This is a genomic window from Clostridium sp. YIM B02500, from assembly GCF_022324665.1.
Classification (GTDB): domain Bacteria; phylum Bacillota; class Clostridia; order Clostridiales; family Clostridiaceae; genus Clostridium; species Clostridium beijerinckii.
Window position 1 is genome coordinate 73,426 of sequence record NZ_JAKGTE010000014.1, and the last position, 17,056, is coordinate 90,481.

The 17,056-nt window shown below is 30.3% G+C and carries 16 protein-coding genes; all 16 read left to right on the top strand.

The features are described from left to right. Positions 1–137 precede the first annotated feature (137 nt). On the top strand, positions 138–578 hold the full coding sequence (locus L1S46_RS13325; protein WP_238900252.1) for a hypothetical protein: 441 nt from the start codon (positions 138–140) through the stop codon (positions 576–578). A gap of 216 nt (positions 579–794) precedes the next feature. After that, the gene (gene hemW, locus L1S46_RS13330; protein WP_238900253.1) at positions 795–1,922 is read left to right on the top strand and encodes a radical SAM family heme chaperone HemW; all 1,128 of its coding nucleotides are present in this window, start codon (positions 795–797) and stop codon (positions 1,920–1,922) included. Positions 1,923–2,160: 238 nt separating this feature from the next. Then, the gene (gene hrcA / locus L1S46_RS13335; RefSeq protein WP_011968172.1) at positions 2,161–3,189 is read left to right on the top strand and encodes a heat-inducible transcriptional repressor HrcA; all 1,029 of its coding nucleotides are present in this window, start codon (positions 2,161–2,163) and stop codon (positions 3,187–3,189) included. Positions 3,190–3,226: 37 nt separating this feature from the next. Beyond that, positions 3,227–3,850, top strand: coding sequence for a nucleotide exchange factor GrpE (grpE, locus tag L1S46_RS13340; RefSeq protein WP_011968173.1), 624 nt, complete (start codon positions 3,227–3,229; stop codon positions 3,848–3,850). Between the two features lie 105 nt (positions 3,851–3,955). Next, positions 3,956–5,800, top strand: a complete 1,845-nt coding sequence (dnaK, locus tag L1S46_RS13345; RefSeq protein ID WP_011968174.1) for a molecular chaperone DnaK — start codon at positions 3,956–3,958, stop codon at positions 5,798–5,800. 313 nt (positions 5,801–6,113) lie between these two features. Continuing rightward, on the top strand, positions 6,114–7,247 hold the full coding sequence (gene dnaJ / locus L1S46_RS13350; protein WP_238860504.1) for a molecular chaperone DnaJ: 1,134 nt from the start codon (positions 6,114–6,116) through the stop codon (positions 7,245–7,247). 160 nt (positions 7,248–7,407) lie between these two features. Next, entirely contained in the window at positions 7,408–8,958 is a 1,551-nt protein-coding gene (locus L1S46_RS13355) for a nitrite/sulfite reductase (RefSeq protein WP_238900254.1), read from the top strand. Positions 8,959–9,378: 420 nt separating this feature from the next. Next, on the top strand, positions 9,379–10,038 hold the full coding sequence (trmB, locus tag L1S46_RS13360; protein ID WP_087702247.1) for a tRNA (guanosine(46)-N7)-methyltransferase TrmB: 660 nt from the start codon (positions 9,379–9,381) through the stop codon (positions 10,036–10,038). A 694-nt stretch (positions 10,039–10,732) separates the two neighbouring features. Continuing rightward, the gene (prmA, locus tag L1S46_RS13365; RefSeq protein ID WP_238900255.1) at positions 10,733–11,677 is read left to right on the top strand and encodes a 50S ribosomal protein L11 methyltransferase; all 945 of its coding nucleotides are present in this window, start codon (positions 10,733–10,735) and stop codon (positions 11,675–11,677) included. 206 nt (positions 11,678–11,883) lie between these two features. Further along, positions 11,884–12,651 carry a 16S rRNA (uracil(1498)-N(3))-methyltransferase gene (locus tag L1S46_RS13370; RefSeq protein ID WP_077831054.1) on the top strand — a complete coding sequence of 256 codons (768 nt, stop codon included), beginning with the start codon at positions 11,884–11,886 and terminating at the stop codon, positions 12,649–12,651. Then, on the top strand, positions 12,651–14,054 hold the full coding sequence (mtaB, locus tag L1S46_RS13375) for a tRNA (N(6)-L-threonylcarbamoyladenosine(37)-C(2))-methylthiotransferase MtaB (RefSeq protein ID WP_238860497.1): 1,404 nt from the start codon (positions 12,651–12,653) through the stop codon (positions 14,052–14,054). Before L1S46_RS13370 ends, mtaB begins: the two co-directional genes overlap by 1 nt. A 149-nt stretch (positions 14,055–14,203) precedes the next feature. Continuing rightward, positions 14,204–14,548, top strand: a complete 345-nt coding sequence (locus L1S46_RS13380) for a histidine triad nucleotide-binding protein (RefSeq protein WP_011968181.1) — start codon at positions 14,204–14,206, stop codon at positions 14,546–14,548. A 142-nt stretch (positions 14,549–14,690) separates the two neighbouring features. Beyond that, entirely contained in the window at positions 14,691–14,867 is a 177-nt protein-coding gene (rpsU, locus tag L1S46_RS13385) for a 30S ribosomal protein S21 (protein WP_008429643.1), read from the top strand. 30 nt (positions 14,868–14,897) lie between these two features. After that, positions 14,898–15,350: a GatB/YqeY domain-containing protein gene (locus tag L1S46_RS13390; protein ID WP_011968182.1), complete on the top strand. Its 453-nt coding sequence runs from the start codon at positions 14,898–14,900 to the stop codon at positions 15,348–15,350. Positions 15,351–15,638: 288 nt separating this feature from the next. Then, entirely contained in the window at positions 15,639–15,917 is a 279-nt protein-coding gene (yqfC, locus tag L1S46_RS13395) for a sporulation protein YqfC (protein ID WP_011968183.1), read from the top strand. Positions 15,918–15,923: 6 nt separating this feature from the next. Further along, the gene (gene yqfD / locus L1S46_RS13400) at positions 15,924–17,051 is read left to right on the top strand and encodes a sporulation protein YqfD (RefSeq protein ID WP_011968184.1); all 1,128 of its coding nucleotides are present in this window, start codon (positions 15,924–15,926) and stop codon (positions 17,049–17,051) included. The last annotated feature ends 5 nt before the right edge of the window (positions 17,052–17,056 follow it).

Sequence of the window (17,056 nt, forward strand, 5' to 3'; positions counted from 1 at the left end):
ATATTTATTTAAAGAGTAATTCTAAAAAACTAGCGAATGTATAAAATAAAAATATATTATTTTTGAGGAATTATTTGTATAATATTAATTAGTATTATACAAATAATTATTTTAATGCCGGTTTGGGAGGGGTTTGAATGTTTTTAAATGAGTTAAAGAAAAATGAAGGAATTGCATTTATGCAATTGGTTAAAATCCTTGCAAATTCAGACAATGTTTTTGCGAAAGAAGAAAAAAATCTTTACAATGACTATCTAGAAGAGCTAAATATAAATGAAAGTGAAATATCAGAATCAGATCTAAATTCTGTATGTGAAACTCTAAAAGGTTCGTCTAATAGATGCAAAAATATTATTTATTTTGAATTAATAGGCCTTGCTCTTATTGATGGAGAATATAATGAAGAAGAAGTTGAACTTTTAGAAAAGCTAGGTGAAGCATTGGGTATAACACGTAGTAAGAGAATAGCATTTGCTAATTATTTTTACAATTTTGTTAATGTGTATGGTTTCTCTGTTGTAGATGCAGAAAGTAAAATTGCCTTATTAAAAGAACAGGCAGAAAAATTATTAGTATAGATAGTTTTTGATATGAAAAAAGTATGATGTATATTATCTAAAAATAAATAATAAAGAATGAATGATAAAAGCGAGAATATCTATTGAAATTTAAATTAAAGGTGTACACACCTTATAGGTTTAAATGAAGGGTAAATGCTCCTCTAGTTATTCATTCTTTATTTTTGCTTTATTTTATCAAGTAAAATATTTAATAATGTATTGGAGGAAAAATTAATGAGGGATATATCTTTATATATACATATTCCTTTTTGTAAACAGAAATGTTTTTATTGTGATTTTCCATCTTATTCAGGAAAAGAAGGATTAATGAACGAATATATAGAAGCGTTAAGTAATGAAATATTACAAAAAGGAAAAGAATACAGAATAAGTAGCATATTTATTGGAGGAGGAACGCCATCCTACTTGAATGACTTAAGTCTAGAAAAACTACTAGGTACTTTAAATAAATTGAATTTAAAGGATGATTTGGAGTTCACAGTGGAGTGTAATCCAGGTACATTAAATGAAAGAAATCTAAATATTATGAAGGAACATAATGTTAATAGGATTAGCATGGGATTACAATCAACAAAAAACTCTTTATTAAAAGATATTGGAAGAATACATAGCTATGAAGAATTTGAAGAAAATTATTTTCTTGCTAGAAAGCTAGGATTTAATAATATAAATGCAGACTTGATGTTTGGATTACCTAATCAAACTATTGAAGATTGGGAATGTTCTTTGCGAAAAGTAGCAGAACTTGAACTAGATCACATATCTGCATATAGCTTGATTATAGAAGAAGGAACTCGGTTTTATAATTTATATGAAGAAGATAAGTTGAATTTACCTGAAGAGGATAAAGAACGAATTATGTATTTGGCCACTAAAGATATATTGAACGGGTATGGATATCATCAATATGAAATATCTAATTATTCAAAGAAAGACAAAGAGTGCTTTCATAATAAAGTTTATTGGAAATGCGATGAATACTTAGGGCTAGGGGTATCGGCTAGCTCATTTATAGATAAAAAAAGAATTAAAAATATAGACAATATTAAGGAATATATAAAAAGAATAAATAACAAAGAAAGTGTAACTGAAGAAATTCACGTAAATGATATTAAAGATGATATGGAAGAATTTTTATTTATGGGGCTTAGGATGATTGAAGGGATAAAAGTAGAGAAATTTAAAGAGCGATTTAATAAAGATATATATGAAGTGTATGGAGAAATTATTGAAAAAAATATTAAAAAAGGATTATTAATTCATAATTCGGGAAATCTATATCTAACTGCGCATGGCATAGAAATATCAAACTATGTAATGAGTGATTTCATTTTATCTTAATGGATTCTCTTATGAAAAGTTTAAAGAAAGATTAAGCGCAATTATAAAAATATATTGCGTATAAAAATGGAGAAAATAGGAGATATAAAGAGCTAAGTTAACAAAATTGCTTTATTATTAACGTTAGGTAGCTATAATAAATATAAATAGAATTGACAAAAAACATCATAAATAATATATTAAAAACATAGTCATTAGCACTCGAGGTTAATGAGTGCTAACAAAAAGAGGTGAGGTTATGAGTATTGATGACAGAAAAATAAGAATACTTCAAGCTATTATCAATGACTATATTCGAACAGGAGATCCTGTAGGATCAAGAACTATTGCTAAAAACTATAACTTAGGTATTGGGTCCGCAACAATAAGGAATGAGATGGCTGACCTTGAAGATATGGGATACTTAGAACAACCTCATGCTTCTGCAGGAAGAATTCCTTCTAGTAAGGGATATAGATTATATGTTGATCAGCTCATGGATAATCAGATGCTAACAGTTGAAGAAGATCTAAGGATAAAACAATATATAATCGATTCGGCAATGCTTGAAGTAGATAAAATAGTTAAGCAAACTAGCGCCTTATTGTCAGAACTTACTAAATTAACTTGTGTAATTGAGACACCATCAGTAAAAAGGAGCTTTATAAAGTCAATTCAGCTGATTAAAGTTGATGATCATAATTTAGTATCAGTTTTTTTAACAGATACTGGTGTCATAAAGAATCATATAATGAAGCTAAATAATAGAGTTCCTGAAGTTGAAACTTTAACACGAATAAATGAAGTTATAAATAATAGATTGGTGAATCTTTCTATACAAGAAATTAATTTAGAAGTAATTAATAACTTAAAAAAGGATCTAGGAGCCTATGAAGAAATATTCAATGCTTTATTGCCTATTTTATATGAGACTCTAAACTCGGCGGATTCTACAGAAGTATTCATGGAGGGAACTACCAACATATTTAATTATCCTGAATATAACGATATTGATAAAGCTAAAGAAATGCTATCGCTTTTGAATGATAAAGAAGCTTTGATGGAACTGTTTAATCCTCAAGACAATATAACAGTCAGTATAGGGGATGAAAACTACAAGCCACAAGCTAGAGATTGTAGTATAATATCAGCTGAATATTCCTTTAAGGATAGGCCTATTGGGAAAATTGGATTAATTGGACCTAGAAGGATTAATTACTCAAAGGTAATAATGATTATGTCAGAAGTTATAAAAGAGCTTAATAATATATTGAGCAATCCAAAATAGATGTTAGATTTAAAGAGAAGAGGTGTGTGTTAGATACATGGAAGAAAATAGAGATGTTAAAAATGAAGAACTAGAAAAAGAAGAAATTGCAGATGAAGTAGCAGAAAAGGATAATGAGACTCAAGAAAGTAATGATGCAGCAGAAACAAATGAAGCTAGCAAAGAGGCTTCAGAAAATATAGAAGCTGCAGAGGAAGATCAAGAAGATTTAGTAAAAAATCAAGAAGAGGAAAATAAGAAATTGAGAGAAGAATTAGATGCGACAAAAGATAGACTTTTAAGATTAACAGCTGAATATGATAACTATAGAAAAAGAACAGCTAAAGAAAAAGAAGGAATATATAGCGATGCATATGTAGATGTATTAAAAGAGATTGTTCCTATTCTTGACAATTTAGAAAGAGCTGTTGCAGCTGATGGTAGTATTGAAGACTTGAAAAAAGGAATTGAAATGACAATAAAGGGATGCAAAGATTCATTTGCAAAACTTGGTGTTGAAGAAATAGATGCTACTGGAGAATTTGATCCTAATCTTCATAATGCAGTAATGCATATAGAAGATGAAGAATTAGGTAAAAATGTAGTAGCAGAAGTTTTCCAAAAGGGATATAAGAAAGATGATAAGATAATAAGACATACTATGGTTAAAGTTGCTAATTAGAAATAGGAACAAGTTTCTTATTAAGATATATAAATAGAATTCAAAAATAATAAACTGAAAAATTCAAGTTTAAATAAACTAATAAAGTTTTAGGAGGAAAATATCATGGGAAAGATTATAGGAATTGATTTAGGAACTACAAATTCATGTGTAGCAGTTATGGAAGGTGGAGAACCAACAGTTATAGCAAACTCAGAAGGTGCTAGAACTACTCCTTCAGTAGTATCATTCCAAGCAAATGGAGAAAGATTAGTTGGTCAAGTAGCTAAAAGACAAGCGATTACTAATCCAGATAAAACAGTTATTTCAATAAAGAGACATATGGGAACTGGATATAAAGTTGATATAGATGGAAAACAATATTCACCACAAGAAATTTCTGCTATGGTTTTACAAAAAATAAAAGCAGATGCGGAAAGCTATTTAGGTGAAACAGTAACTCAAGCGGTTATTACTGTACCAGCTTACTTTAATGATAGCCAAAGACAAGCAACTAAGGATGCAGGTAAGATTGCAGGCCTTGAAGTATTGAGAATAATCAACGAACCAACAGCAGCATCATTAGCTTATGGTTTAGATAAAACAGATTCAGCTCACAAAATCCTAGTTTATGACTTAGGTGGTGGTACTTTCGATGTATCTATTCTAGATCTTGGAGATGGAGTATTTGAAGTATTATCAACTAACGGTGATACAAAGCTTGGTGGAGACGATTTTGATGAAAAGATAATGAAATATATTGCAGATGAGTTTAAAGCTTCAAATGGAATTGACTTAATGCAAGATAAAATGGCAGTTCAAAGATTAAAAGAAGCTTCTGAAAAAGCTAAAATTGAATTATCAGCATCTCAACAAACAAATATAAATTTACCATTTATCACTGCTGATGCAACAGGTCCAAAGCATATAGATTTAACATTAAGCAGAGCTAAGTTTAATGAAATTACTCATGACCTAGTTGAAAGAAGTATTGAACCTATGAGAAAGGCATTAGCTGATGCTAAACTTTCATTAAATGATATAGATAAAATAATCTTAGTTGGTGGATCAACAAGAATTCCAGCAGTAGTAGAAGCTGTTAAGAACTTTACAGGAAAAGAACCATCTAAGGGAGTTAACCCAGATGAATGTGTTGCAGTTGGTGCAGCTATTCAAGCAGGTGTATTAACTGGTGAAGTTAAAGACGTTGTATTACTTGATGTTACTCCATTAACACTTGGAATTGAAACAGCAGGTGGTATAGCTACTCCATTAATCGAAAGAAATACAACTATTCCAACAAAGAAGAGTCAAGTATTCTCAACTGCGGCAGATAACCAAACATCAGTTGAAATTAATGTAGTTCAAGGTGAAAGACAAATGGCTATGGATAACAAGTCACTTGGACAATTCACATTATCAGGTATAGCTCCAGCACCAAGAGGAATTCCTCAAATCGAAGTTACATTTGATATAGATGCTAACGGTATTGTTAAAGTATCTGCATTAGATAAAGGAACTGGTAAAGAAGCAAATATCACAATTACTGCTTCAACTAACTTAAGTGATGATGAAGTAGATAAAGCTGTAAAAGAAGCAGAAAAATTTGCTGAAGAAGATAAGAAGAGAAAAGAAAAAGTTGAAGCTGTAAATAACGCAGACCAAACTATATATCAAATAGAAAAGACTTTAAATGAAGTTGGAGATAAAGCTACTGAGGATGAAAAGGCAGCAGTAAGAGCTAAAATTGAAGATCTTAAGAAGGTTAAAGATGGAGATGATGTAGAAGCTACTAAAGCTGCAATCGAAGCAGTAAATCAATCATTCTATCCAATAGCTACAAAGATGTATCAACAAGCTGGTGGGGCTGAAGGAGCAGCTGATCCAAATGCAGCAGCTGGAGGAGCTCAAAGTGCACCACATGATGATAATGTAGTAGATGCTGATTTCAAAGTAGATGAAGATAAATAAGATATAAATTAGGTGTACTAAACTACAGTTATCTAATATAATAGGATAGGGAAGGCAAGCTCGTCTTCCCTTTTCTAAGGCATATGAAAGAAAATAACGAGCCCAAAATGTCATGATTATTTTTCATTAGGAGAAGAAGCAGATTGGACTCATAGCGAGCCTATTAGTGGAATCTGCTGATGAATGATAATGGAAAATAGGCACTTATGAAAAGAGCAGCTATGCTGCAAAAAGGAACTTTTCTTGGTAGGTGGATTCGTTATTTTTTTGATTATGACTAAAGTAAATAAAACTAGGTGGTGAATTTAAACGAATGGCAAATAAAGACTATTATGAATTGCTTGGACTTCAAAAGGGTGCAAGTGATGATGAAATAAAAAGAGCCTTTAGAAAATTAGCTGTAAAATATCATCCGGATAGAAATCAAGGAAATGCTGAGGCAGAAGAAAAGTTTAAAGAAATAAATGAAGCTTATCAAGTACTTTCGGATCCAGAAAAGAAAGCTAAATATGATCAGTTCGGATCAGCTGCCTTTGATGGTAGTGGCGGATTCGGAGGAGGAGGCTTTGGTGGCTTTGACGGATTCGATATGGGCGGCTTTGGAGATATTTTTGAATCATTCTTTGGAGGCGGAGGATCAAGTTCTAGAAGAAGAAATGGTCCAGTAAGAGGAAATGATATTGAGTATACAATAACATTAACTTTCGAAGAAGCTGTTTTTGGAGTAGAGAAAGAAATTTCTGTTACTAGAAATGAAAACTGTGAACATTGTCATGGAAGTGGAGCCGAACCAGGAACTAATGCGAAGACTTGCCCAACTTGTAGTGGATCAGGTCAAGTAAGAGTTCAAAGACAAACTCCTCTTGGAAGTTTTGTATCAACTTCTACATGTGATACTTGTAGAGGTACTGGTAAAATTATTGAAAAGCCATGTTCAGAGTGTAGAGGAAAAGGCAGTATTAGAAAAACAAGAAAGATAAAAGTTAACATACCAGCAGGTGTAGATACAGGAAATGTAATGCCTTTAAGAGGACAAGGAGAACATGGGTTAAGAGGTGGAAGTCCTGGAGATTTGTATGTAAGAATTAATGTTACTCCATCAAAGGTGTTTACAAGAAAAGGAAACGATGTTTATATAGATGCTCATATTTCTATGCCTAAAGCAGCATTAGGTACAGAAATAACTGTAGCTACAGTTGATGGAAATGTTAAATATACTGTTCCACCAGGTACACAATCAGGAACTATGTTTAGATTAAAAGGCAAAGGAATACAAAGAGTTAACTCAAACGGAAAAGGAGATCAATACGTAAAAGTTATTGTTGATATTCCTAAAACCTTAAATAAGGAACAAAAGGAAGCTTTATATGATTTTATGAGAGCATCTGGTGAAGAATTTGATGAGGCCAATGTTCCTAAGAAAAAATTATTTGGGAAAAATAAATAAAAAGATATCAAAGAAACTATTTGAATAATGCTTATAAATTGGCATTATTTTAATAGTTTTTTTTAAAAATAAAAATTCCCCGACAAAACCTATAGTTATAGTCATATTTTAAAATATAGGTTATAATATATTAAAATAATTATATTTAGGAGGAGAAAAAGTGAAGGAATTGAAGGAAAAATTATTGATTGAAATAGAAGAGTTTAGAGAATTAGGAAATAAGTTTTTATCTGGAGAAGTGTCCATTATGGATTTTAAAAAAGTTTCTGGAGGAATGGGCGTATATTCAGAACGTAATAAAAAAGAATTTATGATAAGACTAAGAATTCCTTCTGGAATAAGCAGTTTAGAAAATATGAAATGGTTATGCCATATAGCTGATAAATATAATTTAGATAAATTTCATTTAACTACAAGGGAAGCAGTGCAGTATCATAATTTAACGATAGACCAGGTTTGTGGAATAATGAAAGATGGTATAGATCATGATATATATTCTAGAGGAGGCGGCGGAAACTTCCCAAGAAATGTAGCTATGTCTCCACTATCAGGTGTAGATAAAGATGAAGCGTTTGATGTGACACCATATGCATTAACTGTAAATAAACATTTTTTAAGCAAAATAACATCATATAAATTTCCAAGAAAGTTTAAAGTATCTTTTTCAAGCAGCGACTCAGATCAGGGGCATTGTAATGTAGCTGATTTAGGGTTCTTAGCAACAATTAAAGATAATGAAAAGTATTTTAGAGTTTTTATGGGAGGCGGAATTGGAAGAAATCCTCAAGTTGCAGTCGAATATGATGAGCTTATAAAACCAAGTGATGTATTATACCACGTAGAAGCCATGACTAGCTTATTTATAAAAGAAGGTAACTATGAAGATAGAAATAAAGCTCGTATAAGATATATATTAGAGAGAATGGGCAAAGAGAAATTCATAGAAACATATAAAGAACATTTAAAATATGTGTTAGATAATAATGAGTTAGATTTATTTGTAGAATCTAAGGAAATTACTAAAGAAGGTAAAGAAATTGAATTAACACATTCAAGATTATATTCACAAAAGCAAAAAGGATTATACAGCGTATATTTCCATCCAATTGGCGGACAAATTTCTGTTAAGACATTAAGAGAAATTTTAGATAAATCAAAAGCAGTAAAAGGCTTAGAAATAAGACTTACCATGACAGAAGGTTTATATTTTAGAAACTTAAATGGTGATGAAGCTAAAGAACTTTTAAATGTAACACAAAATATTGGAGGAGAAACAGCTCTTCAGCAAAGTGTATCATGTATTGGAGTACCAATATGTCAAGTTGGAATTTTAGAGAGTCAAAAAATGCTTAACAATATAATTAATTACTTTGCAGAAAAAGGTTATAATAAAGATATACTTCCAAGAGTTCATATATCAGGATGTGGAAATTCATGTGCAGTTCATGAAGTCGTTGGTATCGGACTTACAGGAAAACGTAAAAAAGTTGGCGATGCTGTTGAAGATGTATTTGAATTACATATTAACGGAGCATTTGAAACCGGAAGTGCAAGGCTCGGAAAAGTTTATGGTGACTTACTTGCTAGTGAAATACCAGAGTTTTTATATGAATTATCATTATATATAGAGAATAAAAATATGAATTTTTATGAGTTTGTAGAAAATAACGAGGAAGAACTATTAAAAATAATAGAGAAATATAAAAAATAAGTCGTAATATACATCAGTTAAAATAGTACATTCTCTTAGATATGAGATGTACTATTTTTTATATTTAATAATAATAGGTGTTAAGTATTAAATCGGATGATTTTTTAGATAAACAACTTAAGGGAGTTCAAGAATTTTTAATTAGTATTAAGAATGTATAAAAATAATTTGAGATAAAAGATTCAGTACATATATTTGAGTTATTTGCAATACCTGTATATTTTTGAGATAAAAATTGCAATATAAATTTTTATAGGTATAATTATTATGAAGGATACGGCCGATTAATAGAACAATAAGACGGTATGAGAGTCTTGTTTATATGGTATTGTGTCGATAAGTTCAATTTAATGATCTAAAAAACTTAATGGCAGTAAAATGCTATTTTTTAAAAGCTTATAAAAGATGGAGTGAACTAACATGAGAATGAGAAAAAAACCGTGGGCAAGACCTGAGCTTGAAGGTTGCGATTTTTTTGTTATAAATCCGAAAGAATATAAAGGTAAGTGGAAAGAATTTTTCGGTAATGATAAACCAATATATCTAGAACTTGGATGTGGGAAAGGAACTTTTATGGCAGTTCATGCCTCCGAGAATCCAGATATAAATTATATTGCAATTGACATAAAGGATGAGGTATTAGGATTAGCAAAAAGAAATATTGAAAAGGCTTATGAAGAAAAAAATAGGAAGTCTGATAATGTAAAATTAATGGCTCAAGAGATAGGACTTATCAGTGAAATCTTAAGTGAAGAAGATGTTGTAAGTAGAATATACATAAATTTTTGTAATCCGTGGCCAAAGGAAAAGCATAAAAAGAGAAGATTAACACATATGAGGCAGCTTGAACAGTACAAAACATTTTTAAAGAGTGAAGGTGAAATTTATTTTAAAACTGACGATGATGAATTATTTGAGGAATCGCTTGAATATTTTAATGAAGCAGGGTTTAGAATTAAATATATAACATATGATCTTCACAATAGTGATGTTGAAGGAAATGTTCAGACTGAGCATGAAAAAATGTTTAGTGAACAAGGAATAAAAATAAAATTTTTGATTGCCATGAAAGACAATTAGATTTATAATGACCAGAATTTAAGAATTTAAGAATTTAAGAATTTAAGAATTTAAGAATTTAAGAATTTAAGAATTTAAGAATTTAAGAATTTACCCGATTCACATGTGTTTGCTGGGTAAGTTCGAGGAACCAAATGCAAGATGCTCGAAGAGAAAGTTCTGCTAACCAAATACAAAATTTGAAGCATCACTTTTGGACTCTCACTTAAGAATTTAAACATATGAAAAGATACGCACATATGAAAAAAGTGCGAAGCACAATTAAGATCAATTCACATATGAAAAAAGTGCGAAGCAAAGTTAAGATCTTCTAAGCACAATACGGAACTTACTGGTCACAATTAAGAAGTTTCATATTTTAAAATTTAAATATGAAACTAGGATATCAATAAAAATATTTTAAAATATATAAATTTAACTAGATATATATGTAAGTAGTTAAATAGAAATCTATGTAAATAGTTAACTATATAAATATATATCAATGTTAAATATATAAATATGTAAATATGTAAATATTTATAGTTATTGTAAGGGTTACAATGACTCTAAAAAAATAAAATTATATAGTTAGCAAAGAGCAATTGTAGGAAAAAATTCTATGGAATTTAAAAATATTTTTAATGAATTTTGAAAAAAATGTATTCCTAAATTGCAAACTGTTACTGAAACTGAATTAGAAAGGTTGATAAACATGGATGGAATATGGATTGAAGTTAGTGTAATAACAAAGAGCGAGGCGTTAGAGCCTATATCAGGAATATTTTATGGATTAAATTGCCCTAATGTTGCAATAGAAGATCCGGAGGATTTACTTTCAAGAGATCAAGGACCATTAACTTGGGATTTTGCAGATATAAATATCTTAGAACATAAAGGAAATGCAGCTGTAGTTAAAGCTTATTTTTCTCAAGATGATAAGGTTGAAGAGATTGTTGAATATGTTAAGGAAAAACTTTCTGAAATCAAAGAATTTGGAATAGATATTGGTGAAGGTACAGTAGAAGCTAAGAAGATGCACGAAGAGGACTGGGCTAATAATTGGAAGCAATATTATAAACCAGTTAAAATAACAGATAAGATTGTTGTTAAACCAATTTGGGAAGAATATGAAAAAAATGATGAAGAACTAATTATAGAGTTGGATCCAGGAATGGCATTTGGAACTGGAACTCATGAAACTACAAGGATGTGTATTCAAGCTTTAGATAAGTATGTAAAGCCTGATACAACAGTATTTGACGTAGGATGTGGATCAGGAATACTTGCGATAGCAGCAGCGAAGCTTGGAGCTAAACATGTTGTTGGGGTTGACCTAGATCCTGTTGCTGTTGATTCTTCTAAAGAAAATATAAGCTTTAATAATTTGAATAATATTGAAGTATTAGAAGGAAATCTTTTAGATGTAGTTGATGGAAAAGCCGATATAGTAGTTGCAAATATAATAGCAGAAATTATTTGTGTACTAACTGAGGATGTTAAAAAGGCTCTAAATGAAGGTGGATTATTTATAACTTCAGGTATAATTCATGATAGGGTAGATATGGTTACAGAAAAGTTTGCTGAATGTGGTTTTGAAGTTATTGAGATGAATAAAGATGGAGAATGGAACTGTATAGTTGCTAAAGCAATTAATTAGTATAAATATAGATATTTGTAATGCAAATTTTGGTTAACGGTTTGAAAATGTAATTATGAAAATAATGCACAATGTACAATTCACAATGCACAGTTTGGGAGAAGTTTCTAAGAGATTTTTTAGAAAATTTATAGTTGATATACCGTAATCAATTATTATTTAATTGTGCATTGAGCATTGTGAACTGTGAATTAGAGAGGAGTCGTATGCATAAGTTTTTTACAGAACCTCACAATATTAGTGAAACTGAAGGTAGAATACTTGGAGATGATGTAAAACATATTTATAAGGTTTTAAGATTATCTGAAGGTGAAGAAGTAGTATTAAACAATTGCGAAGGAATTGAGTATCTAGGTGAGATAGAAACTATAACTAAAAGTGAAGTTATAGTTAAAATTATTAAAAGATTAGATATAAATAATGAAAGTAAAGTTAAAGTACATCTGTTTCAGGGACTACCAAAAGGTCAGAAAATGGACCTGATAGTACAAAAGGGAACAGAACTTGGAGTATCTGAGTTTATTCCTGTAACAACTGCAAGAGTAGATGTAAAACTTAAAGGCGAATTTAAAAAGCTTGATAGACTAAATAGAATTGCTCTTGAGGCATGCAAACAATCAAAAAGAAGTGTAATTCCTCAAGTTAAAGAAGTTATAGATTTCAATGAGGCAATAAATGAATTAAAAAAGATGGATTTGATTATTGTACCTTATGAAAATGCCGAAGATTTTGGAATTAAAACTCTTGTGAGAAAATTAGAAAGAGATAATGTGGATTTAGATAATATAAATAATGTTGGAATATTGATAGGACCTGAAGGTGGATTTGAGGAATCTGAAATTGATACTTTAAAAGAACAAGGTGCTTATATAGTGACTCTTGGAAATAGAATATTACGTACAGAGACGGCTGGATTTACAGCTACGGCATTAATTCAATATGAATTAGGAGATTTAGGAGGAAAGCTATCATAATGGGAGAGAACCAAATGAAATTAGTCAGAGCAGGTAGTGACAAGACTAAGCTTAAGAAGTTATCTAACAAAGAACCAATAAAAAATACAGAGGGGAAGAGTCTTGTGGCTTTTGCAACTCTTGGATGCAGGGTAAATCATTATGAAACAGAGGCTATGGCGGAAAAGTTCATAAGAGAAGGTTATGAAGTAACTGACTTTGAAGGTTTTGCTGATGTTTATGTTATAAATACTTGTTCTGTAACTAATATGAGTGATAAAAAATCAAGGCAAATAATTAGCAGAGCTAGAAGAAGAAATGAAAATGCAATAATTGCAGCTGTTGGATGCTATTCGCAAGTTGCGCCAGAAGAAGTTTCTAAAATACAAGGGGTAGATGTTGTACTTGGGACTAGAAATAAAGGCGATATTGTTTATTATGTGAATAAGGCTAAGGATGAGCAAAAACCTCAGTTAATGGTTGGAGAAGTTCTAAAGAATAAACAGTTTGAAGAATTAAATATAGAAGAGTATCAAGATAAAACAAGAGCATTTTTAAAGATACAAGATGGTTGTAATAGATTTTGTGCATATTGTCTCATACCTTATACCAGAGGAACAACTTGCTCAAAAGACCCTCAAAAAGTATTGGATGAAATAAAGAATTTAAGTGAACATGGATTTAAAGAAATAATATTATCAGGAATACATACAGCATCTTATGGTGTTGATTTAGATGGAAATGTAACTTTAATAACTTTATTAGAAGAAATAGAGAAACAGGATGGAATTGAAAGAGTTAGGATAGGTTCTATAGAGCCTAGTTTCTTTACAGATGAAGTTATCGAGAAAATGAAAAAAATGAAAAAACTATGTCCACAATTTCATTTATCACTTCAAAGCGGCTGTGATGCAACTTTAAAAAGAATGAATAGAAGATATACTGCTAAAGAATACGAAGATGCAGTTAATAGAATAAGAGAAAACCTTAAAGATGCCTCAATAACTACTGATGTAATCGTAGGTTTCCCCGGTGAAACTGATGAGGAATTTAATGAAACTTATGAATACTTAAAGAGAATTAAATTAACTAAAACACATATATTCAAATTCAGCCCAAGAAAAGGTACGAAGGCTTCAGATATGCCTAATCAAATAGATGGAAATGTAAAGGACAAGAGAAGTAAGGCTTTAATTGAACTAAATGCAAAGAATGAAGGCGATTTTAGTAAATCTTTAGTTGGAAGAGAACTAGATGTATTAGTTGAGCAAGAAGTATCTAATAAGCCTGGGGTATTTGAGGGGTATACAAGAAATTATGTAAAAGTTGAAATTCCAAATGGAAGCAGAGACATGATAGGAAAAATAATTTTATGTAAAATAATGGCCTCAGATGCGGAATATGTTGTTGGAAAAATTATATAGTTTTGGTATAATATAAATCAAGATAAGATTGATTAAGGATCATTTTTGGAATAAGATATATAATTCAAAGAGAATTTCTAAATATGAATTATAAAATCTCGATTCTTACGTTTGTGAATTGAGATTGTTACTTAGAAGGAGGTGAATTTATGGAAGGTTGTATATTTTGCAAAATTATAAGTGGGGATATCCCTAGTAAAAAAATATATGAAGATGATAAAGTTTATGCTTTTTATGACATAAATCCTGAAGCTCCAACTCATTTCTTAGTTATTCCAAAAGAACATATCGAAAGTGCTAATACTTTAGATGACAGCAATATTGATATTGTATCACATATATTTAAAGTTATTGGTAAATTAGTAGTAGATCTTGGAATATCAGATAAAGGATATAGGGTTGTAAATAATTGTGGTGAGGATGCAGGACAGACAGTAAAACATATTCATTTCCATGTACTTGGAGGGCGAAGTTTACAGTGGCCACCAGGCTAAATTTGAGTTGTTATTTGATCAATAGTAACTGGAGATTTTTTCTTAATTTCTTGACATTATTAATTTAAATATTGTATAATATAGCATGTGTTATTAAGCCCATAGCTGAGTTAATTTAAGCTAGCGGAGGGAGGGATAGTAAATGTCAGAAATTAAAGTTGGAGAAAACGAAACACTTGAAAGTGCGTTAAGAAGATTTAAGAGAAAATGTGCTAGAGCTGGGGTTCTTTCTGAAGTTAGGAAGAGAGAACATTATGAAAAGCCAAGCGTTAAGAAAAAGAAGAAATCAGAAGCTGCTAGAAAGAGAAAGTTCAAATAATGATATTTTCTTTTGAAAGAAGGTACAAAAATGTCATCAATTAAAGATAGATTGCAAGATGATTGGAAAATTGCTTTAAAAGCAAAAGATAAGTTCACATCTAGTGTAATTAGTACAGCTAAAGCTGCAGTATTATTGGTTGAAAAAACTGATAATAGAAAGCTTGAAGATGATGAAGTTATTACAATATTAGCTAAAGAAATCAAGCAAAGAAGAGAAGCTATGCTTGAATTTGAAAAGGGGAATAGGCAAGATTTAATAGATCAGTCTAAGGCTGAGATTGAAATTTTGTTGAAATACCTTCCTCAGCAGTTAAGTGAAGAAGAGATAAAACAATTAGTAAAAGAATCAGCTGAAGAAGTGGGTGCAAATAGCATTAAAGATATGGGAAAAGTTATGTCAGCTGTTAAACCTAAAGTAGTAGGAAAAGCTGATGGTAAACTTGTAAGTCAGCTTGTTAAGGAATATTTAAATAATAAATAAGAATAAAATTCAAGATTGTTTTGAGTTTTATACTAATATAACAGGACATAGGATTATAAATAGTATCCTATGTCCTGTTTCATTGTTATCTAAAATTGGACTAGCAATGAAAGGATAATATTTGGTTCATATAACTAGAATACATTATCGTAAATGAATTAGATAAAGCCATAATAGTAATGATTGGCTTTATTTTTTTGCAGGAAATTATCATTATTATTAAATTATAGAATTAATTCGCAAATCCTATCATAAATTACAATGAGAAAGTTTATGTGGGAGGAAAGTATGGAAGAAAAATTTCAAAGAGGTAAAGAAAAGATACTTAGCAAGTTAGATTTTCCAAGTGACATTTCATTAGATCTACCAAAGATAATAGTCGTGGGAAACAGAGAAATAACTATTGAAAATCATAAGGGCATTATATTTTTCGAAACTAATATGGTTAAAATAAATTCCAGAATAGGTGCAATCATAATCGAGGGGAAAGAGTTCGAAATACTTTTTATTGCAGAAACGAGTATAACAATAAGCGGAATCTTTAAAGGTATTTCATATGAGAGGTAGAATATTATGTTTAGCAGCTTGAAATCGGGACAAGTAACCATAGAAATTAATGCTTTAGTGCCAGAAAAAATATTAAATGCCTTTTGGAATAGCCAAATCTATACCTGTAATATAGTGAAAGTAAGCTTGACAACGGTAAGAGTAACTATATATTACAGAGATTATAAAGATGCAGAAATATTAATAAAAAAATATAAAGGAAAAGTTAAGATAGTAAGAACTAGTGGAATAATAGTTTTACTTATGAAAATGAGAAGAAAGATTTCTCTAGTTATAGGAATGGGATTATTTTTTGCTGTGATATATATATTATCAAATTATATATGGGCTATAGATATAGAGACACAGAGGAATTTAAGTCCATTTGAAGTTAGACAACAGCTCTCATCAATTGGAATCAAACCAGGGCTTAACAAATCACAAGTTAATGTATATCAAATAGAAAAAAAGATGGAAGATTTAAATAGCCAGATAATGTGGATTAGGGTTAGGATAGAGGGGTCTACATTAAAATTGGTTATAAAGGAAAAAGTAAATCCTCCGTCTACAGAAAAAACATTATATAATCAAGTTGTTGCTAAAATGGATGGAGAAGTAAAGAGAGTATATACGAATTCAGGAAATCCAGCAGTTGTGCCAGGAGATATAGTAAAGAAAGGTGACGATCTAATATTGCCTATCCAAGGAAGGGAAGGCTTTCAGATGGAAGTAAAACCGAGTGGAACAGTTATAGCAAATACTTTTTATGATAAATTTATGGAGGTTCAAATAAGTGGAGAAAAGCTTGAGAGAACTGGTAACAAGAATAGTGATATATACTTAAACTTTTTTGGGAAAAAAGTTTACTTGAAAAAAGCTATAAATCAATTTGAATATTATGATAAAATAGAAGAGAAGGATGGTTTCTTTAATAAGATAACATATTTTGAAAAAAAAGGTATAAATGTAAACTTAGATAAAGAAAGTACAGTTAAAGAAGCTACAGAAAAGTTAGAGGGGTCATTGAGAAAAACACTTAGCAACGATGCAAAGATAATAGATAAGAAAACTGCAGTAGAAGATATTGAAGGCGGAAAGATCTTAATTAATGTTAAATTTACTGTAGAACAGGATATTGCTAAAAACGTATCATAAGGGGT